We start from the raw sequence: 26,190 nt of genomic DNA, 5'->3' as shown, positions 1-26,190 counted from the left end.
CCGGCCAGCGAGCCAAAGGTTTGTCTAACCGATGCGCTTAGCATGGTGTCGTCTATGTTCATTTGAACTTTTTCAGTGCGTTGCGGGTAACTAATTTTTTGAAATACTTGATGCCCTAAAAAATCCGGTGACCACATAGCGACAGCTAATACCGCAAACGGCAGCACAACCACAAAGCTTTCAAGCGTAGGTAAGCCAAGCATCCAGCCTGTGTTCTCGCCCCACCAATAAGCTGGGTTCATATTTGGTAAGCCCGGCGCGGTATTAAATTCAAACGGCGCACCGAGTGCAAATGCAACCACACCGCCAATAAGGCAGCTAAGCGGCACAGCTAACCAGCGCTTTTTAAAGTGCTCAAGTAACGCATACAATAAAATGGTCGCCAAAATAACAATAAATGCAATGTGCGCCATATCAATGGCCTCAGCCCATGCAAACAGCTTTTTAACCTGCGAAATTGTGCCAATAAAGCCTAAATATATAAGTAAGCCCCCGCACACGCCTTTACTGGTTAAGCGTGCCAGCAAGCTCCCTCCTTTGGTTATGGCTAAAATAAAGCCAAAGGCACCAATCAGTAAGCCAAATGCCATAGGATGGCCGNAACCACAATAGGAATAAGAGGAATAAGTGGCCCATGAGTACCTGCTAAGTTAGCGGTAGGTAAAATAAAGCCCGAAAACAAAATAATAAAAATAGAAACAATCAGTAATTCATAGCGTACGTTTTCTAACACAAACGCATCGCTTAAACCCAGTGGCGCTGCAAAAGTAGCGGCAATAGCACCTACCATAACGACTTTACCGATGGTGCCCGCCATAGCAGGAATCGTGTCTTCAAATTCAAAACGGTAGTCTCTAAATGGTAAATTAGGCCGCCAGCGTTTAGGCTGCATAATTTGCAGCTCGTGCTCTAGGTATTCGTCGCGGGTATTAAACTCTGAACTAGCTTTATGCTTATTTTGATAGCTGTTGGCATCATCTACGTGCGGTGCGCTTGTTTTTTCTGGCTCGTTACCCTTTGGGGTTACTGACATAGTCCCTCCTGTTACTCGTTGCTTATTTATTAATACGGCTTTTGTTAAAGCAAATGAATAGTGTAGGAGCAGAGTAGATCAGCTTTTACTCAGGAATGTATAGGCAAAAGGTCGTGTATGGCTTTATTTTATGCTAAATCATTGTGTTGGCATTCTTAAATGTAAAGTATATTTTGTTTAAAATCAGTATGTTGATTTGTTTTTTTATGTGTTCTAATTTGGTGAAACATTGCAAAAACAAGGCTGTTATCCTTTAGTCTAAGTAGTGGTTTATGTATTTTAATTGAACTGAAATAGCGCATCTGCTAGGTTCAACGGTTACTCAAATAATAAGAAATTCAATGCAAATTCAATCTCCTAAATCAATTGGTATTTTACTTGGTACGCTTTACGGCATATTTATGCGGCTGTTTGTGGAGCTGCTTGATACTTATAATTTAAGTAGCCTTGTATCTATTTCATTTATGTTTTTAGTGCCCGTTGCAATTGGCTATATTCGTATTCATTTTGAATTTAAAAGTTCAAATACATTAACTAAAAGGCAAATGGTGACAATTGCTTGGCAGCCAATTTTTGTTTTTTTACTTGTAAGCGTTATTACACTGCTTGAAGGCAGTATTTGTGTGGCAATGGCTTTGCCTGCCTTTATGCTCTTTGCAAGTATGGGTGGTTTACTGGCAGGCTTTATTAAAAACCGCCAAACAAAAAACGCTAACAGGCCTTTACTTTCAATAGCTTTGCTTCCTGTATTGCTCTCACCTATTGAGGTAAATTATTTACACTTATCAAAAACGTACGAAGTCACCAACTCTATAGTTATTGAAGCGCCTATAAATCGTGTATGGCAGCAGCTTGCTAATGTAAGCACCATAGAGCCACAAGAATTGCCATTTTCGCTTACCCAATTAATAGGTGTACCTAAACCTTTAGAGGCAAATATGAATGCTACGGGGGTTGGGGCTGTTAGAACGAGTAAATGGCAAAAAGGAGTTGCATTTAAAGAAGTGATTACGGATTGGCAGCCAAATAAACAGATGCTTTATAGATTTGAGATAGACCCTGATGCTATTCCCGATGATGCACTCGATAAACACGTAAAACTAGGCGGCGAATACTTTTCACCTCTTTATGGTGGGTATGCGTTAAGTGAAGATAAAAGCGGCAATACGATTTTAACTTTAAAAACGACTGTGCAAGATAATACAAATTTTGGTGTTTATTCGCGAATATGGGGTGAGGTGATTTTTCAAGACTTCCATTATTCACTTTTAACATTAATGAAAAACAGAGCAGAAAAGCCACTTGTCGCAGCTATTTCCCATTATTAACTTAAACCGCTATGGTATTAAAAAACTATTATAAGAGTACTTTATGAAATTATTAACGGCAGCAACGTTATTACTTGCCTCATCAGCGGCTATCGCGCGTCCTGCGCCTTTGGTATCTATACCAACACACGATGCGTTTTTTAATAATATAGCTGCGCATTGTGGTAAAGCGTTTGAGGGCAAAGTAAGCGTAGATAACGCAAAAGGCCCAAGCTCATTCGAGAATAAAAAACTAATTATGCATGTTCGTAAATGCACAGATAGCGAGCTACAAGTACCATTTCATGTGGGAGATGATGCATCGCGTACATGGATCATTACTAAAACGGGCAGTGGTTTGAGCTTAAAGCATGATCATCGCCATGAAGATGGCAGCGACGATGCTTCAACTATGTATGGCGGTCATACTCTTGATGCGGGTTTTGCACAAATGCAGTCTTTCCCGGCCGATCAATACTCTAAAGAGTTATTTGTAGCACAAGGGATAGCACAGTCGGCAGGTAATACATGGCAAATGTATATTTATCCGGAGGTTTTTACGTATCGGTTAATTCGCCAAGGGCGCGAGTTTAAGGTGGACTTTGATTTAACTAAACCAATTACTCCACCAGCAGCGCCGTGGGGCTACGAAAAATAAACTATTTTTCTTTTTTCTCGGGTGCGTCACATTGTAGTAAAACGTTTAATGGTGGTTGATAAGCGCGTGGTTTAGTAGGAAAACGTTCGTACTCTTGCACGCCTTCAAGCACTTTTAACATAAAGGTTCTGCCGCGGCATAATCTGTCTGCGTGGCGCAGTAAAAACATACTTTGATTAGCAAAGTGTTTGTAATCGTCTGATTGTATTTCTATTTTATAGTTGTCTTCACTAATTTTGGTTTGGTAGTAATGTACTTTGTTATCAAAGTCGTATGACTTTTCTTTTTCGCCCACTTCTGCAAAGGCGTTCCCTATACCAGAAAAGGCTAGCAATGCAGCGCCAACAACTAAATGCGGTGTGTATAAGCCTTTCATAAAAATGTATCCTTTAATTTGCGAACTTAATACCCATTAATAAAGCATTAAGTGCGATGTATTTAAGTTAAGTCTAACACCCAAAAAGAGAATATGTGATGTTCAAACAAATAAAACAACTGTTTGCCGCTTTTGACGAGCAACAGCCAAGCATAGAGCAGCATGATCTAAAAACAGCGGTTGCTGCGCTGCTTATTGAAGTAATGCGTGCTGATTCTAAGCTCGACCATAATGAACAACACACCCTGACTGTAACCTTAAAAAAATACTTTAATTTAACAGAATCGGAAGTTGATGAGCTCACCAACAATGCCGCTGGTAGCTTAGATGGGGCTATTGATTACTTTCAATTTTCTAAGCAGATTAACGATCACTGCAGTGCGGCGCAGCGCATTGAAATAATTGAGCTATTATGGCGATTGGCGTATGCCGATGGAGAGATAGACCCTCAAGAAGAGTATGTAATACGCAAAGTGGCTGGGCTTTTATATGTAGCGCACACCGATTTTATCGCTGCTAAATTAGCAGCGACACAATCGTAAAAATTAGCTTAATTTACTAGCAACAGAAACGAGCTGCTGCGTTAATACGCTAACTTTTTCTGCTGTGGTAGGGTCGCTAATTTTTCCATCTTCGTCAAATACAGTAAATGCAGATGGGATAGCGAGCTGATCGGCAAGTACTAACGAGCCAATCCCACTTAAAATATCGCGTACATGGTTTAAGCCGCGCAAACCACCCAAACCACCCGGTGATGTAGCAAATAACGCCACTACTTTGTTACGAAATGCGGGGACTGCGCCTTGCTCAGTTCGCGACGCCCAATCAATTGCATTTTTAAGTGCAGCAGTAATTGAGCCGTTGTACTCTGGGCTTGCTAGTAAAATACCATCAGCATTACGCAGTTTATCTTTTAATAGTTGTGCATCGGTAGGTGTGCCTTGCGCTTCAATGTCTTCGCTAAATAATGGCAAATTTAACTCGGCGAGTGTAATTACTTCCACTTCAGCACCGGTTTGCAGAGCAAAACGAGCTGCTTCGTTAATAAGTTTTTGGTTAAAGCTATCTTTACGCAGGCTACCCGCGAGCGCGATAATTTTTGGTGCTGACATAATTTAGACCTTTTATTGGTTGGGTATGACACTAATGTAGCAAATTTTTGCTTGTAGAAAACCCGAATAAACGCAACACTTATGTGCGTATATGCACATAAGTAGAAGGCGGGTAGCGTGGCAATAAAATTTGACGACTGGCAAGACGTAAAAGTTGCCTTTGAAGTGGCAAGGCTAGGTACTTTGACCGCCGCAGCAGAGGCACTAAGTGTGCACCATAGCACAGTGTTGAGACGCATAAATAACTTAGAGAAAAACTTAAATGTACGGTTGTTTCATCGCCATGCGCGCGGATATAAAGTAACCGAAAGCGGGGCAAAATTATTTGAAACCGCACAAGCAATAGATAACTCACTCGAAGGTTTACATAATGCCATTGCCGCAGCCGATAGTGAGCTCAGAGGGAGCTTGTTACTGACTACCGTAAGTGGTTTTATGGATATGCTAAGCAACGTGTGTGAGCAGTTTCAAACATTGCATCCGCAAGTGCAGCTAGAAGTGATTTTAGAGCAAAAGCGCCTAAGGCTTGACCACGGACAAGCCCATATAGCAATACGTGTAGGCCCCAAACCTGATGAAGGCGACTATATAGCGCAGCACTTAGCTAAGCTATCGGCCGGCCTATATGCCCACAAACGTTATATTGCTAAACACGGCATGCCAAAAACCTTAGATGACTTAAAGCAGCATAATTTTATATCGGGTATTGCGGGATTTAATGCGCGTGTACCTTACTTTAGCTGGGTTGATGAGTTTATTCCTCAGTCGCAAATTAAATTAAGAGTATCAGAAACCTCAGAAGCGGCGCGCGCGGTTATTAAAGGCTTAGGCATAGGGGGGTTGCATCAAAGCGCGATAGAAAATAACCCCGACGTAGTGCCTATATTGCACGACAAATTACATTGGGAGTTTGACTCTTGGTTGGTTACTCACCATTTAGTACACCGCACGGCCAAAGTGCAAGCCTTTGCTGCGTTATTAAAAACCTACTTTAGTAACATGCCACACGTTAAATAGTTTTTTTAACTTTAATGCCTAAGCGTTTGGCAAGCCTAACTAGGTTGGCTCTGTCGAGTTCAAGGGTTCGTGCAGTAGCTGCCCAATTATAATTATGCTGTTTTAATTGCTCGGTAATAACCGTAAATTGCAAAGATTCAACGGCCTGTTTTAAAGGCTGATGATGGGCAGTGTGGGCGGTAATTGGCGTGCTAACGTGCGCGTTGTTGTTTGGTTGTTGGGCTAAATCGCAGTGCTCGCTTGTAATTGTTATTATTGGGTTTTGCCACTGGCTTTGCTTAGCCTTTAATGCGCTGCGGCTAATAACATGTTCAAGCTCGCGTACATTACCAGGCCAACTGTATTGGTTGAGCAATACTTGCGCTTCAGTGCTTAGCTTTAATTGTTTAATACCTAATTTACGGGCAGTTTGTTCAATAAAATAACCAGCCAGTAAAGTTATGTCGTGCTCGCGTTTATTAAGTGGCGGCACGGTAATAGGGTAAACACTTAGCCGGTGATATAAATCGGCTCTAAAGCGGCCTTGCGCTACCTCATGTTTTAAATCACGATTAGTGGCTGCTATTACCCTTACATCCACATATTTTGGCGTGTCTTCTCCCACTGTTTGTATTTCACCACTTTGTAACACACGTAATAATTTACTTTGCATAGCCAATGGTAGCTCGCCAATTTCGTCTAAAAATAACGTGCCGCCATCAGCTAGCTGAAACTTACCTTGGCGGGCATTTTGTGCGCCAGTAAATGAGCCTTTGGCGTGGCCAAAAAACTCACTCTCTGCAAGATTTTCGGGGAGTGAGGCACAATTTAAGTGAATCAGCGGTTGATCTTTTCGGGCAGAATTTAAGTGAATATTACGCGCTACTAGCTCTTTTCCTACGCCCGTTTCTCCTAACACCAATACACTAAAATTAGAGGCCGCTACGAGTTTTATTTCATTTTTAAGCGTTTGCATTACAGGGCTTTGGCCAATAATTTCGCCGCCATCGCGAGTAAGCGCATCACGCGTTAGCGCTTGTACAAGGGCGTTTGAATGCTGTGCATGGTGTTTGTAATGGGCAAGCTCTAGGGCTGTTTTAAAATGCGCACTGCACAGTGTTTGTAAGGTGCTGAGCGTATCTGCGCTAATACTGCAAAAGGCATTTGCGTTTAAGCTGTCGAATGTAAGCACGCCTAGCAAAGTGTTTTTATCGTAAAGGGGTAAACCTAAGCAAGCATGCACAGGAATATCGCCCGTTTTGGCCAGCAGCAGGCCGTCGTATGGGTCGGGCAGGGGGCAGTCGTGTGCAAACTGTAATGCGTGGTTTGCACTACAAATGGCCGCTAATCGTGGGTGCTCTGCTATTTTAAAGCGCCTACCAAGGCTATCGGGCATCAGACCTTTGATGGCTAAGGGCTTAAGTTGCTCGCCCTGCACGACAAGTAATGCACTGGCATCACTAGGTATTACACGTTCAACCGTTGCCAATAATTGATCAAAGCTGTGCTCGTGCAGCGTGCTTTGGGCAAGCTCTAAAGCCACTTGGGTAAGGTTGAATTGCTGGTTCATGTCAAAATGACCTATTCGTGTTTTTATGATTTAAATTAGAGTGTGTCATAAAGACTCAATTTGTAAAGTGTTTATATTTAACTTACTGAATATTAGTGTTTTATTTTATTGGCACACTATGTGTAATAGCTAAGTAACGTTAATGGTTGCTGAGGTAGTTATGAACACACTTACACTAAATAATGTAAACAACCAGGTTGAGTTAGGCGTATTTTTTAAATCGCTATTATTTACTGCTAATGCAGTATTAGGGCTTAGCGCTATTTGTATGGTTGTGAGCATTTTAATTAGTTACCCGTACGCAGAGCACTTTTCGATGCAGGTACAAATATCAGCGCATATTAGTACGATTGTAGTGGCAGCTATTTTAAAAGTTAGTTATGTGCTGCGTTGTGTTGCGCAACATGGTTTAGGGCAGGAAGTACGCTAATGCGCCCACTAAATTTAACAGAGCCAATGCCAGCGCACATAGCTATTCATCACGTAACAAAATGGCCGTTATGTATGCTTGCATTTAGACCCTACTTTTTAGCAGGCGGTTTGCTGGCATTTTTATCGATAGGGTATTGGTTACTTATTTTAACGGGCTATGCTAGTTGGCACTTAACCATGCCAGCCACACNGTCGGTTTTTTACTTACGGCGGCACAAACTTGGACAGGCGTTGAAAGTATAAGTGGCAAAGCACTTATGCTACTTACTTTTGTATGGATAAGTGCTCGTTTAGCATTTTTTATAAAGCTGCCTGATTTTGCTAATGCTAATTTATGGCTTGTTACTTTGCTACAGCTAGCATGGTGGCTTGGGGCAATTACGGCACTGGCTAATATGCTATTAACAGCACGCAGTAAAAATAATTACCCGTTTTTAGTTATTTTAAGCGTGTTGTGCGCCCTTAATACTCTTTATTTACTCCTTGTTTTAAATAACAACATGCAGCTTGCATTAGCTGTAGTTGACACTGCGGTACTGGTTGTCAGTTTACTGGTCGGCATTGTAGCAGGGCGGGTTATTCCTTCTTTTACTGCTAAAGGCTTAGCGCTTAGCGAGCAAGTACGCACTCCTAAAATTGATAAAGCACTACTGTACTTATCAATATTGGCAATTACTTTATTTTTTATCAGTAAATTATTTTTAAGCTCAATTAGCCCTGCATTCATTGTTGCAATAGTGGCTGCGATTCACTTAATTCGCGCAAAGCTTTGGTGGCATGCAAACGTGCTAAAAGTGCCTTTATTATGGTCTTTGCATTTTTCTTATTTTGCTTTAGGTGTTGGCTTAATGATGATTGCACTGAGCTTTTACACAAGCGAAATACATTTTAAAGATGCGCTCCACCTTATCACTATTGGCACAATAGGGATGATGATTTTAGCCATGATGACCCGTGTATCGCTGGGGCATACAGGGCGTACGCTTAATACACCTAAATATATATCTGTTGCTTTTGCGCTTGTGCTGGTGGCAGCTATTACTCGCTCCATACTCCCCTTAATTATTGCGCCACACTTTGCTTGGCAGATCAGTGCCTTGCTGTGGTTAGTGGCTTTTTTGTTATTTTTAATTTACTGCACACCTATATTAACGCGCCGTCGTGTTGATGGGCGCTGTGGTTAGTTTACCTACAGGACTACATTATGTTATCTGATAAAACCATTGAGATTGTTAAAAGCACTGTTCCGTTATTAGCGCAAGCCGGCACGGTTGTGACCGAACATTTTTATAAGCGACTATTTAGCCATAACCCAGAGCTCAAAAATATTTTTAATATGACCAACCAAAACACCGGGCGCCAGCAATTTGCTTTGTTTAACGCCTTAGCGGCATACGCTCAAAACATTGATAACTTAGCGGTGTTAAAAGAGGCATTAGCGCGCATTAACCATAAACACACCAGTTTAAATATTTTACCAGAGCACTACCCCATTGTTGGTGATCACTTAATTGGCACCTTAAAAGAGCTAATACCAGAGCAGTTTACGCCGGATGTAGAATACGCTTGGCGTGAAGCATATGCACTGCTTGCTGATATGTGTATTACCGAAGAAGCGGCTTTATATGAGCACAGTAAAAATACACGCGGTGGTTGGGCGGGCACACGCCAATTTGAAATAACCAACAAACAGGTTGAATCAGCACTCGTAACAAGTTTTACACTAACGCCTATAGATGGCAAAGCGGTGATTACCCATAAACCAGGCCAGTATTTAGGGATTAAAGTTAAACCAGCGGGCGCTGAATATGAAGAAATTCGCCAGTATTCTATTTCACAAAAAGCCAATGGTAAAAACTACCGTATTAGCGTTAAAAAAGAGCTACAGCCAAAGCCTGGCATGGTGTCTAATTATTTACACTCACTAGCTCAAGGTGACATAGTTGAACTATACCCGCCTGCAGGTGATTTCTTTTTACGAAATAGTAAAAACCCAGCGGTACTTATTTCAGCAGGTGTAGGGCAAACCCCAATGCTTGCGATGCTCGAAACGCTATTAAGCGATAACTCTAAGCAAAATATTATGTATTTACATGCGTGCGAAAATACGCAGCAACACTCATTTGCACACTATTTAAATGAATTAAGTGCGGCTTATAACAGCTTGCAAACTATTACGTGGTTTAATCAAAGTAGTGATAGGGCTGATTTTACAGGGTTAATGGACTTAACTGCCATAAAAGCACAGTTACCTCTTGCATATGGCGATTTTTACTTATGCGGCCCCGCTGGGTTTATGGCGTTTGTGAAAAGCCAGTTAATGGCACTCGGTGTTAAAAACGAGCATATTCATTACGAAGTGTTTGGTCCGCATCAAGACTTATAAACCAAGAGAAAAATGATAAAGGCACACAGCATAAATGCTGTGTGCCTTTTTAATAGTATTTTATTGTGCTTTACAGCTTACGTTTTTAAGCTCAATAGACATATCTTTTTTAGGATAATAAAGCACGCACTGCTTGCCGATTATTTGTAAAACAAACTTTTCTGGCTTGATATTATGCGCGCCCATTATGGGCATACCATTTGAGTCTTTACTATTTCCATGGCTTAATAATAGCTCGCTGCGTTTAGTAAAAACGGTGTCGGCCAGTGTAACTAGTGTGCCGCCCTTTGCTTTTATAATCGCTTGCTGGAGCGTGGCTATAACGCCTGGGTTTACCTCGGTAAGTAGTGCAGGCTTAGCAGTGGCATTACTCATACTGTTACAGCCTCCAATAAATAATAAGGTTAATATTGCCAGTAGTTTAGCCATTACTTATCCTTATTTAACGTAGGCCAGGTTAAATCCATATTGCCACGGTTAACGTTATTAGGTGCGTTTAAAGGTAATAGCTGCTTGCTATCGCCAGCAGCGCTTTGTACTTGCGTTTTAATACTCGCAGAGGCGGTGCTAACAGGGCACGTGCCGTTATTATCAATATGATAAAGCGCAGTAGAGAGTATCCCTTCGTTTGGATCGCCTAATTGATTATCAAAGTCGTCACTGACTACACAGCCTTTTACATCAGCATCAAACTGTGGTGTAGGCGTTGGCGTAAAGCCTGCTGCATATTCACCAAACCCTTTACTGTTAATACCGCTAAATTGAATGGTGTAATAGGTGGTGCCACAGTTATGTGTTGGGGTAAAACCGTATGGTTTACCACAGGTTGTGTCGCCAATGAGCACCACCTCGGCGTCAATGCCTTTTAAGCCATTAATAAAGGCTTCTGAAGCTGAACACGTACCCGATGTACTAAGCACATACACCTTAGATAGGTTTAAATCAGGGAGGCTTTCGCCAGTGCTAAAAAAAGTTGAGTAATCAATTTCTTCATCTATAAACGGAAAAGGCGACTCTACCGGTTGTTTATCGTTTTGCTGAGTTTGGTAATAAATACGGTTTTGAATGTTGGCGCTGCCCGCCACCATGTAAGCCAGCTGCGAAGAAAGCGCTAATAAACCGCCTCCGTTATATCTAAAGTCGATAACAAGCTCTTCTACGTTATCGGTTTTAAATTTATTAACGGCAGCAATTAAGCCTTCTTGGGCAATACTTATATGGCTATTAAACTGCATGTACCCTACGCTAGTGCCATTTGCAGTGGTAATGGTTTTTACGTTTTGTACAGGCGTTTGCTCTATGTTGCCGGCAGTTACGTTAAAGGTTTTTTCAGCGCCATTGTTACTGCGCACAACGATGGTGTGCGAGTCGCCATTAGCGGGGCTAAATAAGCCTTCGTTTAAGGTATCTACGCCTGCTTGTGTGCTGGTATTAATGCTTACGCCATCAACTTCAAGTACGGTATCGCCACGTTGAAAACCAATTTGGCTTGCTGGTGAGTCGTCTTCTAGGTAGGCAACACGTAAAATTCTATCAGCTGGGTCGCCAATAAATGCCCAATTTATACCATAGCCTGAGGTTACACCTGATTGCGCTTCTTGAAAGTAATCCTCAGAAGGCTCTGAAAAATGAAAATTATCTTTTTTAGCACCAGAGTCGGTTAGTTCTTCGGTTTTTAGTTGGGCAAAATAATCCGCCACTGTAGCAAAGTTTTCAGGGTCGTTATCGGCTATTTCATCATACCAAAGGTAGGTTTCGTCACTCCACGAGCGAAGCCAAAGCTTTTCGTAAAGGGCCGAACCGGCTTGGTCAGGGTAGGGCTCATTATTATTAAACGGATCGTTACCTGTGCGTGGGTTTTCGCAAAAGTTTTTTAACTCCTCCGATGGCTCAAATACACCTGCCGTCCATGTTGGGGCTGTGCTTGCAGGAGGTGTGACGACTGGGTCGGGCGTTTCATTCATGCTGCTACCACCGCCACAGCCCACAAGCGTTAGGCTTGAAAGTGCAGCAATAATAGCGAGTGATGCTTTATTATTTTTAAACATACAAAACTACTTTTTGTAAATAAGTTGTTTGAAATACTACAACACCCGCTCATTTATTCAACGTATTAGCCCCTAAATTATGTAAATGAGTGTATACATTTAGGTGTACTACAGCTTACTTGCGCTGCTTTTATCTGCAAATGCTTGTTTTTGCCAGGCATTAAATAGCTTTTGCTGTTTAGCTGATATTTTTAAGCCGTATGTTTTTTGCATATAAGCGTAGGTGTCGGCAATGCGCTTACGGGCATAAAAAGGAGGCTCTACAACGCGTTGTTTAAAGTTAACCTTTACTTTGCAGCGGCCATATTGGGCAGCGTTTTCGCTAAGCATACCAAAGCGATAGTTAGAGCGATCTGCGTTAATTTCGCCAATAGCAGGGGCTAAATTGTTTATATCGGCTTCCATTTTTCTAAATTTAGCACTGACCTTGCGACAGTTTTTACGACCACCGTTTTGCCAGCATTGTAACTGGTGACCAAATTCCCACGCCGGCACTATATGCTCCCACTCTATACGCAGTGCACGTATATTAACCTTGCCAGAGGAAGTTAACGTATTACGCGGAATATAACCACAGTTGCTAGGGTCGGGGATTAGCTTTTTACCTTGTTTTTTAATGTCGCAGCCGCAGTAAAGGCTTTTGGCGTTTTCGGGTAGGGTTTTAATTAAGTGCCTTTTAGCCGTTGAAAAACGGGTAAATTCTTCACTCGATGCAGAAAAACAAATACAACAAGCCACAAAGGCCAAAATAAATTTAAGCATATCCATCACATACGTGAACTACAGGAGGCGCTAGTCTAAAGTTTTGCTGCTAAAAGATAAAGCCTGAACGAATTTTAATCCGCAATGCTTAGTACACTCTATACTGATATAAAAAATAGCGAGGAGATGACTATGCTAGGTGCTTTTTCAATAAGTTTAACGGTTAAAGATATTAGAGCCTCAAAAGCGTTTTACGAAAAGCTGGGCTTTAGTGAGTTTGCAGGTGAGATAGAGCAAAACTGGCTAGTGATGAAAAACGGTGAGCATTTAATTGGTTTGTTCTCGGGTATGTTTGATAAAAACATGCTGACCTTCAATCCTGGCTGGGATCAAAACGCACAAACCGTTACAGAGTTTAAGGATGTTGATGCGCTTAGCGAATATTTTCAAAGCGCTCATATCCAGGTTGAACCTGTGGGTGATAAAAGTTTTATTATTACCGACCCAGACGGCAACCCTATTTTGATTGACCAACACGTGTAAGTTTTTTTAGCCTAACGTTTTGTATTAATAAAATAATACCGCATAAACAAAATAGTACGCTGGTGGCTGCAAAACTGATGAGAAGCGGGTTGTTAAAATCTTCTCGCTCGTCGTAATCCATTATGTGTAGCATCCAAAAAAAGTCGAATATGCGCCATAGTGTGCTGCGAACGGTGATAACTTTGCCGTTAATTGCATTTAAATACAGCGTAGTATTAAAGGTGTCGTTAAATTGTACTTGCCACACGTTTGTTTTATATCCCACCTCTCGAGTGCCTTGTTTTAAAAGCGTTGTGCTAATTGGCTTAGCGTCGATGAGTAAATGCGCTTGTGCATTAGCGGTAATTTGTATTTTAGTGGGTGGCTGAAAAGGGCGCCCCGTTAAACCATTAAAGCTCTGCTGCTCCTCAGTATTAATAACAGTAATAAGCGGGGTCGTTAAAAAGTGCTCAAACACTATTTGCGTGGGGTTAGGCACTTGCGCAGTAATATTATCGAGTGATGTGGGGTAGTCTGCTTGAGTAAATGGGTTTGTAAGTATGCGCTTAGCAAGGTGCTTACCGTGTACGTATTCAAGTGGTATCGCGCTCATTACTAAGCCGCCTAAAAGCCAAGCTAAAATTTGTAAGGCAAGTAAATAGCCAAGCCACTTATGTAGTTTTCGAGCGCGCTTAAATAGTTGTTTTCTCATTTTGTGCTTCTTATTATTTTTAGCGTTAGTGTATTACAGCAGCCCATGCTTTTACTGCGACATTTTGTCGCAGTTATTCATAAGCTTACTCTAACTTTATAAAAATAATAAAAAGGAGCGGTAAAAAATCAGTGAGGCTGTGTTTAATGCTCACGTAAGGCATTTATTAGCCCTTGTTTGCTCATTTTAGAGCGGCCACTAATGCCGAGCTCTTTAGCTTTATTGTACAGCTGCTTTTTAGTGCGCTGCTCATACTTTGAGGCTTTGCCGCCTTTGACAGCGGTTTTATGAGTATTGCTATTAGCAATGCGCGCGGCTTTTTGTTTGCTCATGCCTTCATCTCGAAGCGCATCGTACTGATCGTCGTTTTTAATTTGCGGGCCATGATCTACCATAATTGTCCTCCTGAAGCGTTTAATTACACAGAGTGTGTATAACTTTCATACATAAACGGTAAAATTAAGCGTAACTAGCCTAACCCGTTTTATAAGGCAAATTAGGTGCCAATGGCGTTTAAACAGGTATTTTCTATGAATAAAGCCATGTTTAACGCTTAGTTGATTTGGTATAAAAGTAAAACTGCGTTAAAGTTTGCGATGAAACTATAAGAGGGTAAAAAGCAGACAATGTCGGAAATTCAATTTTTAAATGTAGATCTAGAGCTTGAGTCTAAACAAGATATTAGCGCCCTAGTGGCAGACTTAAAGAAAAACGCGATGGTTTTGCATTATGACAAAGACGAATATCGTCAATTGGCGCGTATTGAAGCCTCAGGTGATATAACCACGCCAGACAAAGCAATCAACCACTTATGTGAATTAATAGAGTCGTGTTCACGTAATGCGCTTAAGCAGTGGCTAAGCTGTTCGCGCAGAACGTTTGATATAGGCTTTGAGTCGGGCACGTCACCTAAGTGTTTTAACCAAGCTCTACATGCAGATACACTACTACGTATATCTGCAATTGGCGCTGGTATGGAAATAACTATTTACCCTATCGAAAAGTAGCCATAGTTAATTATTTGCGCTCGACAACCGCTGCGGTCATTTTTGATACGCAGCAAAGCTCGCCGCGGCTATTGGTTATTTTTATTTCCCATACAGAACTGCGCTTACCAATATGAAATGCACGAGTAACGGCGGTTAAAGTGCCATTTCGAGAGGCCTTTAAGTGGCTGGCGCTAATTTCCTGTCCAACACAATAAAATTTTGTAAAGTCCACTACAAAGTTAGCGGCGTAGCTTGCTACGGTTTCGGCAAGTACCACATTTGCGCCACCATGTACCATACCAATAGGATTATGATGCTCAGGAATAGCAGGCATGGTAGCCACTAGGTAATCATCTCCTATTTCGGTTATTTCTATGCCCATGGTTTTCATTAGCGTGCCTTGGCCGTTTATTCCCTCATCTAACTGTTTGCAAAGCTCTAATGTGATGGGTTGATGCCAAATACTCATAATTACTCCTTTATATTGAAAGCAAATTTATAGCATTTTAAATACTGAACGTCTGTAATTACCTAAAATTTATCCAGGTGCGGTGTATTTAGCTATTTTAAAGCACAATTTAAATTTGCGATTTTTATTTAACTGTATATACTCACAGTTAAATGTACTGTATGGAAAACCAGTTGTATGCGACCATTAACTAAACGCCAAGCTCAAATACTCGAACTAATAAAAGTTTTTATTAAAGACACTGGTATGCCTCCTACACGTGCCGAAATTGCGCAAACACTCGGTTTTAAAAGTGCCAATGCCGCAGAAGAGCACTTAAAAGCGCTTGCCAAAAAAGGTGTTATTAAAATGAAACCAGGCGCAAGCCGTGGTATTCAATTGGTTGAAGAAGAAGAGCCAGAGCAACTAGGTCTACCATTAATAGGTAGAGTTGCAGCGGGGTCGCCTATTTTGGCGCAAGAACATGTTGAGAGTCACTGTAAAATAGACCCACTTATGTTTAAACCAGCCGCCGACTTTTTACTGCGTGTTAACGGCATGAGTATGAAAGATATAGGTATTATGGATGGCGACTTACTTGCCGTACACCGTACTCAAACAGCAGAAAACGGCCAAGTTGTGGTTGCACGAGTAGATGAAGACGTAACCGTAAAGCGCCTAGAAAAAGCAGGCCGAAAAGTATTATTACACGCCGAAAACGAAGAGTTTACGCCAATTGAAGTAGACCTTGAAAACGAATCGTTTAATATTGAAGGGTTAGCCGTTGGGGTAATAAGAAATGCCGACTGGATGTAATTTTTAACTATTTTTAAGTAATATCTATAAATGCGCACTTTTTAGTGTGCATTTTTGTTTTAAAAACAAACCTTCCGCCATCTCAAAACGCCCTAAAATTATTTAGGCTGTAAACTTTTTTTCACTCATACTTTTATCTTCCTAAGCGTGTTACATCCCTTAATTTTGCTCGTATCTTGGCTGTTAAATAACAATTTAATACGCCGTCATTTAGTCAATTTTAAAATATCACTTGATTGTTTTTTATACTAAAACTTGCTTGTTGTACGTTTTTTAGCTAATCATTAATGTGCTGGACTAACAATAACTCACAGCTTTTTAGTTATGAGAACACACAATATACACAAACCTTTTGTTGTCCTAGCGATACCAATCAAAAATAAGATTGGTTAAAAAATAAAAATAACGAATTGGCGTTTAAGCCGTATGCCTCTTCGCTTTGCATTCGCAATAGCATCAAAGGAGCCGTCACATGGGTAAACTGACCTCTACCTTGTGGCTTNTAATAGCCAATACAATATGCGCAAGGGCGTAACCGATATAAGTAATAATGTATATCAGCTACACATGACTATATTTTTAATATGTTGTGTGATTGGGGTGATAGTGTTCGCAATAATGTTTTGGGCACTGATTCATCACCGTAAATCTAAAGGGGCAGTTCCTGCCCAATTTCATGAAAGTACCAAAGTAGAAATTCTTTGGACTGCCATTCCGTTTGTTATTTTAATTGCCATGGCAATCCCTGCCACTAAAACCCTCATTGCGATGGAAGATGCCAGTAAGGCCGATTTAACCATTAAAATTACAGGGTCACAGTGGAAGTGGCATTATGAATACATGGGCGAAGACGTAGAGTTTTACTCTATTTTATCTACCCCTCAAGACGAAATAGCCAACCTTGCTAATAAAAACCCTAATTACTTACTTGAGGTTGATAAACCTTTAGTACTGCCAATTAATCAAAAGGTGCGTTTTTTAATGACCTCTGATGATGTTATTCACTCTTGGTGGGTACCCGATTTTGCCGTTAAAAAAGATGCCAATCCGGGGTTTATCAACGAAACGTGGACCAACATTAACGAAGAAGGTATTTACCGAGGACAGTGTGCAGAGCTGTGCGGTAAAGATCATGGCTTTATGCCCGTGGTGGTTGAAGCTAAATCGCAAGAGGACTTTAACGCATGGCTTGCAGATGCTAAGCAAGCTAAGCAAAAAGCCGCACTTGCTGATGCAGCATTGCTTGATACAACAATTCCTAGAGAAGAGCTAATGACACTAGGTGAGCAAGTGTATATGGCAAGTTGCGCTGCGTGTCATCAACCTACAGGTATGGGTTTACCGGGCGTATTTCCTGCGCTAAAAGGCAGTCCCATTGTTTTGGGTGATATAAAAGATCACATTGATGTAGTGATTCATGGCCGCCCAGGAACTGCAATGCAGGCATTTGCAAAGCAGCTCTCAATTAAACAACTTGCAGCGGTAATTACCTATAAACGTAATGCGTGGGGTAATGAAACGGGTGATGTCATCCAACCTAGTGAAATTCAGGCAGCACTTGATGCGGAGGCGAACTAATGAGTAGCATAGTAGAACAACCTAACGCCAATGACGCTCACCACGGCCATCACCCAGCCAAAGGTTTTAAACGTTGGTTATACACAACAAACCATAAAGATATTGGCAGCATGTACTTAATTTTTTCGCTGACTATGTTTTTAATTGGCGGTGCAATGGCCATGGTTATTCGGGCTGAGTTATTTCAGCCAGGATTACAATTGGTAGACCCACACTTTTTTAACCAAATGACCACAGTACACGGTTTAATTATGGTGTTTGGTGCTGTAATGCCAGCCTTTACAGGGCTTGCTAACTGGATGGTACCGCTTATGATTGGCGCGCCAGATATGGCACTGCCCAGAATGAACAACTGGAGCTTTTGGATTTTACCCTTCGCTTTTTTAATTTTATTGGCCTCGTTATTAATGCCTGGAGGCGGCCCCGCATTTGGCTGGACGTTCTATGCGCCGCTTTCAACAACGTACAGTAACGACAACACCGCAATGTTTGTGTTTGCAGTGCACATTATGGGGATTAGCTCAATTATGGGCGCAATAAACGTTATTGTGACCATTGTTAATTTACGTGCCCCAGGCATGACATGGATGAAGCTACCATTATTCGTTTGGACATGGCTAATAACCGCATTTTTATTAATTGCTGTTATGCCCGTACTGGCCGGAGCGGTCACTATGGTGCTCACCGATAAATACTTTGGAACCAGCTTTTTTGATGCGGCAGGCGGCGGCGATCCGGTGATGTTTCAGCACATATTTTGGTTTTTTGGCCATCCCGAAGTGTACATCATGATTTTACCCGCCTTTGGTATTATTTCGACCATAGTGCCTACATTCTCACGTAAAAAACTATTTGGATATGCCTCAATGGTTTACGCAACCTCCTCTATTGCATTACTGAGCTTTATTGTGTGGGCGCATCATATGTTTACGACCGGTATGCCCGTTGCTGGCGAGTTATTTTTTATGTACGCGACCATGCTGATATCGGTGCCTACAGGGGTAAAAGTATTTAACTGGGTAGCCACTATGTGGCGAGGGTCAATAAGTTTTGAAGTGCCCATGCTATTTAGTATTGCCTTTATTGTGCTGTTTACCTTAGGGGGCTTTTCGGGGCTTATGTTGGCTATAACCCCTGCTGATTTTCAGTATCACGATACTTACTTTGTGGTGGCGCACTTTCATTACGTGTTAGTTACGGGGGCAATATTTTCGATTATGGCGGGGGCTTATTATTGGCTGCCTAAGTGGACGGGCAATATGTACAACATTGCCTTGGCTAAGTGGCATTTTTGGTTATCGCTGGTAAGCGTAAATGTATTGTTTTTTCCTATGCATTTTGTAGGGCTGGCAGGCATGCCGCGCCGTATTCCCGATTACGCCCTGCAGTTTGCTGATTTTAACGCAATCATAAGCATAGGTGGGTTTGCCTTTGGTTTATCGCAGTTACTCTTTGTGGCGGTGGTAATTAAATGTGCCCGAGGGGGCGATAAAGTCCCTGCAAAAGTATGGGATGGTGCTGAAGGTTTAGAGTGGGAAGTGGACTCTCCTGCGCCGTATCATACTTTTTCTACGCCGCCGGAAATTAAATAATGACACATGCACCGCTATTAAAGCGCCTAATTCTTATTTGTATAGGTATGTTTGCTTTTGCATTTGCCTTAGTGCCCTTATATGACGTGTTTTGCGACATAACTGGGCTTAATGGCAAGCCGTCGCTTGAGCAAGCTAAACAAAGTACACAGGTTGCACAAAATCGAGAAATAGGTGTGAGCTTTACAACCCATGCGCAAAGTGGTGCGCCGTTTATTGTTAAATCTAAAGAATACAGTGTTGATGTGAAACCAGGTGCCATGCGAGAGGTAATGTTTAGCGCAAAAAACACCAGTGATATTGATAAAGTAATGCAAGCGGTACCTTCTGTATCGCCCGGAAAGGCAGCCAAGTACTTACATAAAATAGCGTGCTTTTGCTTTGATCAACAACCCCTAAAAGCGGGTGAAGAGCTTGAGTTTAAGCTGCTTTTTTATGTTGATACCGCACTGCCGAGCGATGTAGAAGAGCTAACTTTATCGTACACCGTATTTGATATTAGTGAGCAGCTAGTAGCAAGTAATAACTAGCCTGCATGTCTAGTGTAAAACTAGGAGCAAGTAACATGAATCAAGATTATGAAAACTACTACGTACCTGAGCAAAGTCCTTGGCCCATAGTGGGCGCGGTGGCGTTATTTTTTATTGCAGTGGGTGCGGCTTTAACAGTCATGAACTTAGAAAGTGAAGGGGGCAGCGGTGTGTACTTGCTATATGCAGGCATTGCAGTGCTGCTGTATATGATTTTTAGCTGGTTTAAAAATGTAATTAGCGAGTCTGATCAGGGCTTATATTCAGCGCAAATGGACCGATCATTTAGACAAGGAATGAGCTGGTTTATATTCTCTGAAGTTATGTTTTTTATGGCCTTTTTTGGCGCATTATTTTACGCCCGCATACTGTCGGTGCCTTGGCTTGGCGGCGCTGGGAATAACGCGATGACCAACGAGGTGCTTTGGCCTACCTTTGAGGCCGTATGGCCACTACTAACCACACCAGCAGGTGAAACCACGCAAGCTATGGGGTGGCAAGGCTTACCCCTTATTAATACGCTTATTTTATTAGCGTCTTCGGTTACTTTGCACTTTGCTCACGTAGCCATTGAAAACAATAAACGTAAACCGCTAAAGGTGATGCTAGGGGCAACCATTTTATTGGGTGTGTGCTTTTTAGCATTGCAGGTAGAAGAATATATTTATGCCTACAACGACTTAAACTTAACACTAGATGCAGGCATTTACGGGAATACATTCTTTTTGCTGACAGGTTTTCATGGCATGCATGTGACCCTTGGCGCCATCATTTTGTTTGTTGTATTTGTGCGTATTTTAAAAGGCCACTTTACGAAAGATAAACATTTTGCGTTTCAAGCAGCGGCTTGGTACTGGCATTTTGTTGATGTGGTGTGGCTGTGTTTATTTGTTTTTGTGTATGTGTTGTAACGGCTAATGGTGAGTGATTAGCCTTTATAAAACCAAGTTTTACAGCGGCTATCACCATCACCAAAACCACCACAGAAAACAGCACGCGACGGCCTAAAAAATGCGACATAGGCCGACCGCCAGATTTATCGGTCACCATAATAAATAGCGCTCTAAACAAGTTGAAAAGTATAAATAGTAACAGCAGCACAATAATAATTTTAATAATCACTCGGTTGACCCTTTATGCAGTTAATTTTAAGGCGTAAACAAAAGCTTAGCTCATTTATCGCACTTTGCGTTGTGGTAGCTGTGGTACTGGTATGTGTACGTTTAGGGTATTGGCAATTAGCAAGGGCTGAGCATAAGAAGCAACAGCTAACAGCTATAGCTAACATGCAAACCCAAGGCGTAATGAGCTGGCAGCAATTACAGGCAATGCCTTCAAAGTGGAATAAAACAGGTGTAGTGGTTGAGCTTGTCGGAAAAATAATAAATCAGCAATACTGGCTTTTAGATAACCAAGTTTACCAAGGGCAAGTCGGTTACGATTTATTGGTTTTATTTAAGCCAAGCCAAGCAAGTGACGCTTTACTCGTTAATTTAGGGTGGGTAAAAGCGCCTATTTCACGCAGCGAATTACCTAACATCCAACTTCCTAAACGTAATATTACGTTTAAAGCGCAGATAAAAGAGCGAAATTTAACGAGCTTTAACTTACAAACCAATTCGACAAAACAAGACCTTCAAAAACGAATTCAATCAATAGATTTACAAAAGCTAAGTGAGCAGAGTAATCAATCGTTATTTAATTTTATGGCTTATCGTCAAGGTGCAGGAGATGCGCTAGCTATACCGCATTATAAAGCGGTGGTGATGAGTCCGCAAAAGCACCAAGCGTATGCAGTGCAATGGTTTTTAATAGCCTTAGCCTGTGTAGTGGTGGCCATTTTTGCCAGTAAAAAGAGGACTAACAATGAAAAATAACCCCTTAGTTTTGTTTGTTGTATGTTGCGCTGTACCGCTAATACTTGCATACGGTGCGCTAAAGCTAGACTGGTTGCCAAGCGCTATTACCAATAATGGCGAGTTTTTACAGCACGACGTAAAGCTTGAAAACTGGCAGCAACATAACCCTAAGCAATGGACAATTGCGCTTAATTACTCCAATAAATGTAACGCTTCGTGCAATGAGCAGCTCAATGCGCTTAATAACTTATATATCGCCTTAGGAAAAAATCAGGGCAAGGTTGATATGGCTGTAATGGGAGCGCCTAAAGTTAAAAATATTCCTTGGAAAACCTTTAACGCGCAACAAAATTTGCAGCCCGCTAGCCTGTATTTAATCGATCATATGGGTTTAGTGGTGCTTGAATATCCGTTTAAAGAGCAGCCACAAGAAAACCGTTTAGTGCAAAAAGGTTTATTAAAAGATTTAAAAAAACTACTTAACTATTCTCGTTCAAGCTAATTAATAGCGCATTGTTAATGGGAGATTCCTATGTATAAAAATTATAAAAACTGGGTACTTGCAACGGGGTTACTTGCGCTGTTGGTGGTAGGGCTAGGTGCTTATACACGTTTAAGTGACGCAGGTCTTGGTTGCCCAGATTGGCCCGGTTGCTATGGCTTTTTAACTGTACCAAAGCATGAAGCCGATATCGCACTAGCTACCCAAAGTTATCCAGATATGATGTTTGAAACCGCCAAAGCGTGGAAAGAAATGATCCACCGTTACTTTGCAGGCGCGCTGGGGCTGCTTATTTTAGCGCTATTTGTATTGGCTTTTGTAAAGCGCCATTACTCAAACACGCCGGTTAAATTACCGCTAGCCTTATTATTGTTAGTTATATTTCAGGCTGCGCTGGGTATGTGGACCGTTACTATGAACTTACAACCGCTCATTGTAATGGGGCATTTGCTGGGGGGATTTAGTATTTTATCGCTAATCACTCTTTTATACCTGCGTTTAACCAGTAAACCCATAGAGGGCGGAGATAGTAGCGCTAAAGGCTATTTTTCATTGAGCTTAGTTGCATTGGCTGTGTTGGTTATTCAAATTGCATTAGGAGGATGGCTTGCAGCAAATTATGCAGCGCCACACTGTAATGGCTTACCGCTGTGTAGTTATGCGCAGCCATTTTCACTCAGTAGTGTGTTTCAGCTGCCGCTTGAGCACAGTAATTATGAGTACGGAGTGCTATCGCAACAGGCGCGTATGTCTATTCATCTACTACACAGAATTTGGGCGCTAGTTACATGTATTGTGTTGGCGCTAATTATGTGGCGTATATACAGTCAGGCGCAATCTGCAAAAATAAAACACTGTACTGTCAGCGTGCTTGTTGCGCTACTTTGCCAAATTAGTTTAGGGCTTGCGGTGGTGCATTGGCACTTTCCGCTTGGGGTAGCGCTGGCGCACAATTTAATGGCAGCTATCTTGTTATTGACTATGGTTAGGTTGTGTTACTACCTAAAAGCACGCACTTAAAGGGGAATAATTATGGCACTCACACTCGATAAAAAAGAACTACAGGTTATTAGCGCACACCCTTTTATTCAACGTGCTTATAATTTACTGCAAGATTACTTAGCTATTAGCAAGTTTAAAGTAGTGGCTATGTTGGTACTTACTGCTTGGGTTGGCTTGGCACTGGCGCCTGATGTAGGGCGAGGCATTGCAGTACAATTTATTAGTTTATTAGGCATTGGTTTGCTCTCTGGCGCTGCGGCGGTAATAAATCATGTTGTTGATAGCGAAATAGATACAAAAATGGCGCGTACACGCCACCGCCCTGTAGCCAAAGGCCGGCTTAGTAAAACCCATGCGCTAAGCTTTGCAGGCGTGATAGGGGTTGCTGGTTTTATAATGCTAATGCTTTGGGCAAACACTCTAACAGCCGTACTTACTTTGTTTGCATTAGTTGGGTATGCTTTTATTTATACCTCTTTTTTAAAGCGTGCCACACCGCAAAACATTGTAATTGGTGGCTTAGCTGGGGCAATGCCGCCTTTATTGGGCTGGGTTTCTGAAACCAATCAAATGGCAGCCGCGCCATGGTTACTCGTAATGATTATATTTACGTGGACCCCACCGCATTTTTGGGCACTGGCAATAGCACGCAAAAGCGATTACGAACGCGCTAAAATTCCTATGTTGCCAGTAACTCACGGTATCGATTTTTGCAAAACCTGTGTTGTGGCTTACACCATATTACTGGCGCTTGTATGTGTATTACCTTATTTAATTGGTATGTCGGGCGGTATTTATTTAGTAGGCGCATGTGTGCTCAATGCACTCTTTTTGTATAAAGCGGTTAAGCTTAAATTAGCCCCTAGCGATGATACCGCAATGGACTTATTTCGCTTTTCAATTGTGCATTTAATGGTACTCTTCGTGATCTTATTTATAGATAAATGGCTCCCTTTATGAAGCAGTTACGGATTAGCTTAGTTGTAATTTTTTCGTTTTTATTAGTCGCTTGCTCAGAGCAAAATAGTGCACCCGATGTGCAAGCCTTAGTGTATGAGCAAGCAAAGCCTCTTTCTGATTTTACTCTTAACGACCAAAACGGTGAGTTAGTCACCAAAGCGCAATTTTTGGGGCAGTGGAACTTAGTGTTTTTAGGCTATACCAGTTGTCCAGATATTTGCCCATTAACGCTTGCTAAACTAAACAGCGTGTATAAAAAGTTACATAACGAATACCCACTGCAAATTTGGTTTATGTCGGTAGACCCTCAACGCGATACGCCGGTAAAGCGCAAAGCGTATATTGATTATTTTAACCCTGACTTTTTAGCTGTTTCGGGTGAGCACAAAAACCTATTCCCGGTGGTTAGAGAGCTTGGTCTAATTTATGCCATTAGTGACTCGCAAGAATCAGAATATGCGGTCGATCATAGTGCTTCGGTGGCTTTAGTTGATGCAAATGGAGCGGTAAGAGCCATATTTAAGCCTGAATTCCAACAAGGAAATGTGCCCCTTATTAATACCACTCAACTTATTAGCGAATTTAAACACATAGCGGATTACTATAAAAACTAGTTTTAAACTTTTCACGCATTTTAAAAGGAGCTTAGGCTCCTTTTTTGCTTTTTAGCGCCACTTTTAAAAGTTTTATTAATTTTTTTGAGCCTTTTATGGCAATTTTAATAACTAAGGCTAAGCTTTTGTTATGAATTGAATTGACAGGGAAAGTCCTGAAAAAATGCTAAAACTTCCAAGCGAACTTGCGATTATGCAAGTAGAGACTCTTCACCAAGATTTATTACAAGAACTCAATAGCAACAACGATATTTGTTTAGATGTCAGTGAGGTTGTTTCAGCCGATACCGCGTCAATTCAACTTTTGTGTGCCTTACAAAAACACCTACTTACCATACACCATAAAATTGTATGGGTAGGCAGCAGTGATGCACTTCAAAACGCCATTAATCAACTTGGCTTAAGTCAATATTTAACACTTGAAAGTAAAGGTTAGAGGTTTATATGAAGAAAATTTTAGCGGTTGATGATTCTGCGTCAATGCGTCAAATGGTGAGCTTTACGCTTAAAACCGCAGGGTTTGATGTTACCGAAGCAAAAGATGGCAGCGAAGCTCTCGCGATTGCCAAGCAGCAAAGTTTTGATGCGGTAATTTCAGATGTAAATATGCCCATTATGGATGGCATTACGCTTATCAGAGAGCTCAGAGGTCTTCCTGATTACAAGTTTACGCCGCTACTTATGCTAACCACAGAGTCAGGATTAGATAAAAAAGTAGAAGGTAAAGCAGCTGGCGCAACAGGCTGGATTGTAAAGCCTTTCAACCCGGATCAGTTACTAGCGGTACTTAAAAAAGTAATTCGTTAACTGAGGAGTGCGGCGTGAGTATAGATTTAAGTCAATTTTTTGAAGTGTTCTTTGAAGAAAGTTTTGAAGGCCTAGATACAATGGAGGCCGAGCTATTAAATTTAGAGCCCGGCGAAGAAGACTTAGAAACAATAAATACTATTTTTAGAGCTGCGCACTCAATTAAAGGGGGCAGTGGCACCTTTGGCTTTAACTCTGTTGCTGAGTTTACCCATGTGCTAGAAACCCTACTGGATCAAATACGACAAGGTGAGCGCGAACTCACCACCGAGCACGTTAATTTATTGCTTAAAGCTGTTGATTGCTTGCGTGGGTTGCTCGGTGAGCTGCAAGCAGAGCAAGAGCCTGATTTATCACACGCTACAACCTTAAAAAAACAGTTTGAAATTGTACTCGAAATGCAAGCCGATTCAGCCNCGGCTGCTGCTGAGGTAAATACCTTTCAAATTGATTTTAAACCGCATCATCACCTTTTTAAAACAGGCAACGAGCCTTTATTTATGATCAGCGAATTAGCTGAACTCGGCGAGCTTGAAACACAGGCCTTTTTAGACGATATCCCAGATATTAAAGATTTAAGCAGTGACGAGTGCTACTTACACTGGCGCTTTTTTTTAAATACCAGCGAAAAAGAAGCCG

General features: G+C 41.5%; 30 protein-coding genes and 3 pseudogenes. 22 read left to right on the top strand and 11 right to left on the bottom strand.

What is annotated here, in order from left to right; all coding sequences use genetic code 11:
- Window positions 1-1,033 (bottom strand): annotated as a pseudogene (locus L650_RS0112560) (DUF3360 family protein); the annotation flags it as partial.
- A gap of 341 nt (window positions 1,034-1,374) precedes the next feature.
- Between L650_RS0112560 and L650_RS0112555 the strand changes: the two are divergent.
- Together L650_RS0112555 and L650_RS0112550 are read left to right on the top strand one after the other, a co-directional pair.
- Window positions 1,375-2,361, top strand: coding sequence for a hypothetical protein (locus L650_RS0112555; protein ID WP_029773334.1), 987 nt, complete (start codon window positions 1,375-1,377; stop codon window positions 2,359-2,361).
- Between the two features lie 43 nt (window positions 2,362-2,404).
- Window positions 2,405-2,998, top strand: coding sequence for a hypothetical protein (locus L650_RS0112550; protein WP_029773333.1), 594 nt, complete (start codon window positions 2,405-2,407; stop codon window positions 2,996-2,998).
- A 1-nt stretch (window position 2,999) separates the two neighbouring features.
- Here L650_RS0112550 and L650_RS0112545 read toward each other — a convergent pair whose 3' ends face one another.
- Window positions 3,000-3,374: a hypothetical protein gene (locus L650_RS0112545; RefSeq protein WP_029773332.1), complete on the bottom strand. Its 375-nt coding sequence runs from the start codon at window positions 3,372-3,374 to the stop codon at window positions 3,000-3,002.
- A gap of 98 nt (window positions 3,375-3,472) precedes the next feature.
- Here L650_RS0112545 and L650_RS0112540 point away from each other — a divergent pair, with 98 nt between their 5' ends.
- Window positions 3,473-3,916, top strand: coding sequence for a TerB family tellurite resistance protein (locus L650_RS0112540; protein WP_024033928.1), 444 nt, complete (start codon window positions 3,473-3,475; stop codon window positions 3,914-3,916).
- Window positions 3,917-3,919: 3 nt separating this feature from the next.
- Here the strand turns inward: L650_RS0112540 and L650_RS0112535 are convergent, their stop codons facing one another.
- Complete coding sequence (locus tag L650_RS0112535) at window positions 3,920-4,486, bottom strand: NADPH-dependent FMN reductase (RefSeq protein WP_029773331.1); 567 nt, start codon at window positions 4,484-4,486, stop codon at window positions 3,920-3,922.
- 117 nt (window positions 4,487-4,603) lie between these two features.
- On the opposite strand from L650_RS0112535, the gene L650_RS0112530 reads away from it, so the two are divergent.
- Window positions 4,604-5,503 (top strand): LysR family transcriptional regulator, encoded by a 900-nt coding sequence (locus L650_RS0112530; protein WP_004589379.1) that lies wholly within the window; start codon window positions 4,604-4,606, stop codon window positions 5,501-5,503.
- Here L650_RS0112530 and norR read toward each other — a convergent pair.
- Window positions 5,496-7,052 carry a nitric oxide reductase transcriptional regulator NorR gene (gene norR / locus L650_RS0112525; RefSeq protein ID WP_024033925.1) on the bottom strand — a complete coding sequence of 519 codons (1,557 nt, stop codon included), beginning with the start codon at window positions 7,050-7,052 and terminating at the stop codon, window positions 5,496-5,498. The genes L650_RS0112530 and norR overlap by 8 nt on opposite strands.
- Before the next feature lie 160 nt (window positions 7,053-7,212).
- On the opposite strand from norR, the gene L650_RS0112520 reads away from it, so the two are divergent.
- From L650_RS0112520 to hmpA, 3 genes and pseudogenes are all read left to right on the top strand, one after another.
- Window positions 7,213-7,482 carry a hypothetical protein gene (locus tag L650_RS0112520; RefSeq protein ID WP_024033924.1) on the top strand — a complete coding sequence of 90 codons (270 nt, stop codon included), beginning with the start codon at window positions 7,213-7,215 and terminating at the stop codon, window positions 7,480-7,482.
- Window positions 7,482-8,668 (top strand): annotated as a pseudogene (locus L650_RS0112515) (NnrS family protein). Before L650_RS0112520 ends, L650_RS0112515 begins: the two are co-directional and overlap by 1 nt.
- Before the next feature lie 20 nt (window positions 8,669-8,688).
- Window positions 8,689-9,870: an NO-inducible flavohemoprotein gene (gene hmpA, locus L650_RS0112510; RefSeq protein WP_029773330.1), complete on the top strand. Its 1,182-nt coding sequence runs from the start codon at window positions 8,689-8,691 to the stop codon at window positions 9,868-9,870.
- 60 nt (window positions 9,871-9,930) lie between these two features.
- Here the strand turns inward: hmpA and L650_RS0112505 are convergent, their stop codons facing one another.
- The 3 genes from L650_RS0112505 to L650_RS0112495 form a co-directional block, all read right to left on the bottom strand.
- On the bottom strand, window positions 9,931-10,299 hold the full coding sequence (locus L650_RS0112505) for a hypothetical protein (RefSeq protein ID WP_004589374.1): 369 nt from the start codon (window positions 10,297-10,299) through the stop codon (window positions 9,931-9,933).
- Window positions 10,299-11,918 (bottom strand): S41 family peptidase, encoded by a 1,620-nt coding sequence (locus tag L650_RS0112500; protein WP_029773329.1) that lies wholly within the window; start codon window positions 11,916-11,918, stop codon window positions 10,299-10,301. The genes L650_RS0112505 and L650_RS0112500 overlap by 1 nt, the downstream gene beginning before the upstream one ends.
- Before the next feature lie 108 nt (window positions 11,919-12,026).
- Window positions 12,027-12,686, bottom strand: a complete 660-nt coding sequence (locus tag L650_RS0112495) for an endonuclease (protein ID WP_029773328.1) — start codon at window positions 12,684-12,686, stop codon at window positions 12,027-12,029.
- Between the two features lie 126 nt (window positions 12,687-12,812).
- Between L650_RS0112495 and L650_RS0112490 the strand changes: the two genes are divergently transcribed.
- Window positions 12,813-13,163: a VOC family protein gene (locus L650_RS0112490; protein ID WP_029773327.1), complete on the top strand. Its 351-nt coding sequence runs from the start codon at window positions 12,813-12,815 to the stop codon at window positions 13,161-13,163.
- On the opposite strand, the gene L650_RS0112485 is transcribed toward L650_RS0112490, so the two are convergent.
- Both L650_RS0112485 and L650_RS0112480 read right to left on the bottom strand, forming a co-directional pair.
- Entirely contained in the window at window positions 13,138-13,854 is a 717-nt protein-coding gene (locus L650_RS0112485) for a hypothetical protein (protein WP_029773326.1), read from the bottom strand. The two genes, L650_RS0112490 and L650_RS0112485, sit on opposite strands and share 26 nt — an antisense overlap.
- Before the next feature lie 143 nt (window positions 13,855-13,997).
- The gene (locus tag L650_RS0112480; RefSeq protein ID WP_029773325.1) at window positions 13,998-14,249 is read right to left on the bottom strand and encodes a Rho termination factor N-terminal domain-containing protein; all 252 of its coding nucleotides are present in this window, start codon (window positions 14,247-14,249) and stop codon (window positions 13,998-14,000) included.
- 231 nt (window positions 14,250-14,480) lie between these two features.
- On the opposite strand from L650_RS0112480, the gene L650_RS0112475 reads away from it, so the two are divergent.
- Entirely contained in the window at window positions 14,481-14,861 is a 381-nt protein-coding gene (locus L650_RS0112475; protein WP_004589368.1) for a hypothetical protein, read from the top strand.
- A gap of 10 nt (window positions 14,862-14,871) precedes the next feature.
- On the opposite strand, the gene L650_RS0112470 is transcribed toward L650_RS0112475, so the two are convergent.
- Window positions 14,872-15,312 (bottom strand): PaaI family thioesterase, encoded by a 441-nt coding sequence (locus L650_RS0112470; protein ID WP_004589367.1) that lies wholly within the window; start codon window positions 15,310-15,312, stop codon window positions 14,872-14,874.
- Between the two features lie 177 nt (window positions 15,313-15,489).
- On the opposite strand from L650_RS0112470, the gene lexA reads away from it, so the two are divergent.
- The 5 genes and pseudogenes from lexA (at window position 15,490) to L650_RS0112440 (ending at window position 20,718) form a co-directional block, all read left to right on the top strand.
- Window positions 15,490-16,107, top strand: a complete 618-nt coding sequence (gene lexA, locus L650_RS0112465) for a transcriptional repressor LexA (protein WP_004588213.1) — start codon at window positions 15,490-15,492, stop codon at window positions 16,105-16,107.
- Window positions 16,108-16,579: 472 nt separating this feature from the next.
- Window positions 16,580-17,685, top strand: a pseudogene (coxB, locus tag L650_RS0112455) (cytochrome c oxidase subunit II).
- On the top strand, window positions 17,685-19,277 hold the full coding sequence (ctaD, locus tag L650_RS0112450; RefSeq protein WP_004588215.1) for a cytochrome c oxidase subunit I: 1,593 nt from the start codon (window positions 17,685-17,687) through the stop codon (window positions 19,275-19,277). Before coxB ends, ctaD begins: the two are co-directional and overlap by 1 nt.
- The gene (locus tag L650_RS0112445) at window positions 19,277-19,807 is read left to right on the top strand and encodes a cytochrome c oxidase assembly protein (protein ID WP_004588216.1); all 531 of its coding nucleotides are present in this window, start codon (window positions 19,277-19,279) and stop codon (window positions 19,805-19,807) included. The genes ctaD and L650_RS0112445 overlap by 1 nt, the downstream gene beginning before the upstream one ends.
- 35 nt (window positions 19,808-19,842) lie before the next feature.
- Window positions 19,843-20,718, top strand: coding sequence for a cytochrome c oxidase subunit 3 (locus L650_RS0112440; RefSeq protein WP_004588217.1), 876 nt, complete (start codon window positions 19,843-19,845; stop codon window positions 20,716-20,718).
- Here L650_RS0112440 and L650_RS24775 read toward each other — a convergent pair.
- Window positions 20,618-20,929: a DUF2909 domain-containing protein gene (locus L650_RS24775; RefSeq protein ID WP_085065488.1), complete on the bottom strand. Its 312-nt coding sequence runs from the start codon at window positions 20,927-20,929 to the stop codon at window positions 20,618-20,620. The two genes, L650_RS0112440 and L650_RS24775, sit on opposite strands and share 101 nt — an antisense overlap.
- A gap of 14 nt (window positions 20,930-20,943) precedes the next feature.
- On the opposite strand from L650_RS24775, the gene L650_RS0112435 reads away from it, so the two are divergent.
- The 8 genes from L650_RS0112435 to L650_RS0112395 form a co-directional block, all read left to right on the top strand.
- A complete protein-coding gene (locus L650_RS0112435; protein WP_029773324.1) occupies window positions 20,944-21,684 on the top strand; it encodes an SURF1 family protein in 741 nt (246 codons plus the stop codon).
- Window positions 21,674-22,168 (top strand): hypothetical protein, encoded by a 495-nt coding sequence (locus tag L650_RS0112430; protein ID WP_029773323.1) that lies wholly within the window; start codon window positions 21,674-21,676, stop codon window positions 22,166-22,168. Before L650_RS0112435 ends, L650_RS0112430 begins: the two co-directional genes overlap by 11 nt.
- Before the next feature lie 30 nt (window positions 22,169-22,198).
- Window positions 22,199-23,188: a COX15/CtaA family protein gene (locus tag L650_RS0112425; RefSeq protein ID WP_029773322.1), complete on the top strand. Its 990-nt coding sequence runs from the start codon at window positions 22,199-22,201 to the stop codon at window positions 23,186-23,188.
- Between the two features lie 12 nt (window positions 23,189-23,200).
- A complete protein-coding gene (cyoE, locus tag L650_RS0112420; RefSeq protein WP_024033912.1) occupies window positions 23,201-24,130 on the top strand; it encodes a heme o synthase in 930 nt (309 codons plus the stop codon).
- Window positions 24,127-24,744: an SCO family protein gene (locus L650_RS0112415; protein WP_029773321.1), complete on the top strand. Its 618-nt coding sequence runs from the start codon at window positions 24,127-24,129 to the stop codon at window positions 24,742-24,744. Before cyoE ends, L650_RS0112415 begins: the two co-directional genes overlap by 4 nt.
- A 163-nt stretch (window positions 24,745-24,907) precedes the next feature.
- Complete coding sequence (locus L650_RS0112405; RefSeq protein WP_004588224.1) at window positions 24,908-25,180, top strand: STAS domain-containing protein; 273 nt, start codon at window positions 24,908-24,910, stop codon at window positions 25,178-25,180.
- A gap of 8 nt (window positions 25,181-25,188) precedes the next feature.
- Entirely contained in the window at window positions 25,189-25,551 is a 363-nt protein-coding gene (locus L650_RS0112400; RefSeq protein ID WP_029773320.1) for a response regulator, read from the top strand.
- A 14-nt stretch (window positions 25,552-25,565) separates the two neighbouring features.
- On the top strand, window positions 25,566-26,190 hold a 625-nt coding region (locus L650_RS0112395; RefSeq protein ID WP_029773319.1), incomplete at its 3' end, for an Hpt domain-containing protein.

This window comes from Pseudoalteromonas sp. TB51 (genome assembly GCF_000498055.1).
GTDB lineage: Bacteria > Pseudomonadota > Gammaproteobacteria > Enterobacterales > Alteromonadaceae > Pseudoalteromonas > Pseudoalteromonas atlantica.
This window is presented reverse-complemented; position numbering and strand designations above follow the sequence as displayed.